The 466-nt window shown below is 50.6% G+C and carries 1 protein-coding gene; it reads right to left on the minus strand.

The annotated features are described in order from the left end of the window. Nucleotides 1-61: 61 nt before the first annotated feature. Nucleotides 62-466: IS66 family transposase (locus QEH59_RS19155; RefSeq protein ID WP_308986910.1), on the minus strand; the 405-nt coding region annotated here is incomplete at its 5' end.

Consider the following 466-nt stretch of genomic DNA (forward strand, 5'->3'; position numbering starts at 1 on the left):
TGGCTAGAGTTCTATCCAATCCGATGGGATTCGATGGATGTCTATAGAAGCTGATAAGCTTCTATAGAGGTTTCTTCCAGTTCGATGGAAGCAGTTGCGAGAAGTCGTCTTGATTGGTCATCGCAGGTACTTTCTCGAGCACGTCGGTCATGTATGCGAGTGGGTCAATGCCATGCCGCTCGCAGGAGACAAGGATGGAGTAAATGATCGCCGTGCGTTTTCCAGCCTCTGGAGAGCCGATGAACAAGAAGTTCTTTTTGCCTACTGCCGAGGGGCGGATTGCGTTTTCGATCAGGTTATTGTCCAGTTCGGCCTCGCCGTGCTTGAGTTGCACCTGCAGGGCGTCCCATTGACCAAAAAAATACGTGCAAGCTTTTCCAGATTTAGACTTAGGTCGGCTACGCCGAGCCAGGATTTTCACTATGGCATGGATGATACGCAGATGAGACTCGAACTTGGCTTGGCG

Origin of the sequence: Thalassobacterium sedimentorum (assembly GCF_031127905.1) — a bacterium.
Lineage (GTDB): Bacteria > Verrucomicrobiota > Verrucomicrobiia > Opitutales > Coraliomargaritaceae > Thalassobacterium > Thalassobacterium sedimentorum.